Source organism: Pedobacter sp. 01T416_2 (assembly GCF_056398925.1).
On sequence record NZ_JBFTQI010000906.1, the window covers coordinates 1 to 2,198 of the forward strand.

Consider the following 2,198-nt stretch of genomic DNA (forward strand, 5'->3'; position numbering starts at 1 on the left):
CTTTAAGATTGCTTCGTGCCTCACAATGACCAATCTACTGCCCAGTACTTCGACGCAAAGTATTGATTAATCCAACTCGTCATAGGTCTTTCCAATTTGGGTTTATAGATTCAATCAAATCTATTTTCTGTTGACGACTTCCACCTTTAATTCTTTTTTCTTCATCAATCGCTTCTTCAATCCCAGAAAAGARTGAGTAATAAACCAGTTTATAGCATTTATATCTTGAAGTAAAGCTTTTTGAAAATTCGTTGTTTTTATGTTGCCAAACCCTATCCTGTAAGTCTGAAGTTACTCCAGTATAAAAAACAGTATTAAAAGAATTTGCCATGATATAAACGCATCCTCCTCTTTCCATTATATTTTAGTTGGTATTGGTAATTGTTAGGTCGTCATTGCGAGGTACGAAGCAATCCTACTACTATGGGTGGGTAAATAATCAATCCAGCGATCGCTTTAAGATTGCTTCGTACCTCGCAATGACGATTTTTCGTTGAATGCGCTGTGTTTTCTGTGCCTCCTGGCTAACTATCCCTAAACTTTCTTCACCATTTTAAAGTGCTGTATCCCAGCCTCCTCAAATTGCTCTCCCTCTGCTACAAAACCAAATTTAGCATACAAACTCATGGCATCTAACTGCGAGTTCAGATAAATATAATGCGCATCTTCTGGCAGATCAGATAAAGCCTCGGCAATTAGCGCACGACCTACCCCCTGCCCTCTAAAATCTTTTAAAACTGCGAAACGTTCCAGCTTATAACCATTATCCGTTTTACGCCACCTACAGGCACCGCAGGGCTGGCCATTATTTGTTGCCAGAAAATGTACAGATTCATCTTCATACTCCCACTCCAATTCTGGCGGGCAATTCTGTTCGTCTACAAATACAATCTTACGGATCGCAAATACTTTATCTAAATCTTCGGGATGATTAACTTTTTGAACGTGCAGACTCATTATCGTGGTGTTTAAAGTGTTTATTCGATTTTAACTTCGATTCATTTAATGCCTCAGCAACATCAATTGAATGCGAACAATGAATATCGGCCTCTTTTTTGGCAAGTGCAGCAATCGTAACGTAAAATTTATGCAACTGATCCAGTTCTTTTTCACTCAAATCTTCTATATCAACCATTCGGTTACTTGCACCCTGCTGCGCAGCAATCAATTCATTTAATTTTAACTGAATGGCCTTGCCATCTTTATTCTGTGCTTTCTGTATCAAAAAAACCATCAAAAAGGTGATAATCGTAGTGCCTGTATTAATTACCAATTGCCAGGTTTCAGAATAATCAAAAAGTGGTCCTGTTACCGCCCAAATAATCACAATCGAGGTTGCAGTTATAAATGCAGCAGAGCTACCTGTAAATTTGGTTGCCGCATTGGCAAATTTTTCGAAAAAATTATTTCTTTTGGTATCGTTTTTAGATTTTGCCATTACAATTTGTTTGCTTAAATATAACCATAAAACAAACAAAAGCGCCATAAGTTTTTAAACCCATGGCGCTTTTGTTTAATTATTGAATGATTGCTTTTTTGAATGATTGATTGTAAATTCAATCTTCCAAACCAATCAAAACTTATAATTTATCGTTAACGTTGATACAGTTTAGATCTTCGAAAGCAGTAGTTAAACGTTTCACAAAAGTTTCTTCACCTTTACGTAACCAAACGCGTGGATCGTAATATTTTTTATTTGGTTTATCATCGCCATCAGGATTACCAATCTGACCTTGAAGATAAGCTTCATTCTTTTTGTAATATTCTAAAATACCTTCCCAAAATGCCCATTGCATATCAGTATCGATATTCATTTTAATTGCACCATAAGAAATTGCTTCTCTGATTTCTTCCTGAGTAGAACCAGAACCACCGTGGAATACGAAGTTGATTGGTTTCTCTGCTGTTAAGCTGAATTTTTCTTTGATAAAATCCTGAGAATTTTTCAAAATTACCGGTTGCAATTTTACGTTACCTGGTTTATAAACACCGTGTACGTTACCAAAAGCAGCAGCAACTGTAAAACGAGGAGAAACTTTACTTAATTCTTCGTAAGCATAAGCTACTTCACTAGGTTGAGTATATAATTTAGAGCTATCTACATCGCTATTGTCAACACCATCTTCTTCACCACCTGTAACACCAAGTTCGATTTCGATAGTCATGTTCATTTTAGCCATGCGTGCTAAGTATTTAGC

The 2,198-nt window shown here is 36.5% G+C and carries 4 protein-coding genes; all 4 read right to left on the reverse strand.

Going from position 1 to position 2,198, the window contains the following annotated elements:
- Positions 1 to 79 precede the first annotated feature (79 nt).
- Positions 80 to 358, reverse strand: coding sequence for a GIY-YIG nuclease family protein (locus AC1DPQ_RS25680; RefSeq protein WP_477611301.1), 279 nt, complete (start codon positions 356 to 358; stop codon positions 80 to 82).
- 176 nt (positions 359 to 534) lie between these two features.
- Positions 535 to 957, reverse strand: a complete 423-nt coding sequence (locus AC1DPQ_RS25685; protein WP_477585533.1) for a GNAT family N-acetyltransferase — start codon at positions 955 to 957, stop codon at positions 535 to 537.
- Positions 932 to 1,438, reverse strand: coding sequence for a low affinity iron permease family protein (locus AC1DPQ_RS25690; protein WP_029276267.1), 507 nt, complete (start codon positions 1,436 to 1,438; stop codon positions 932 to 934). Before AC1DPQ_RS25690 ends, AC1DPQ_RS25685 begins: the two co-directional genes overlap by 26 nt.
- Positions 1,439 to 1,580: 142 nt before the next feature.
- The coding region (gene fbaA, locus AC1DPQ_RS25695) for a class II fructose-bisphosphate aldolase (RefSeq protein WP_477611302.1) at positions 1,581 to 2,198 on the reverse strand (618 nt) is incomplete at its 5' end.

Excerpts from the sequence above, each read along its gene's own strand:
- AC1DPQ_RS25685 (WP_477585533.1), bottom strand. The coding sequence starts at position 957 with ATGAGTCTGCACGTTCAAAAAGTTAATCATCCCGAAGATTTAGATAAA.
- AC1DPQ_RS25690 (WP_029276267.1), bottom strand. The coding sequence starts at position 1,438 with ATGGCAAAATCTAAAAACGATACCAAAAGAAATAATTTTTTCGAAAAA.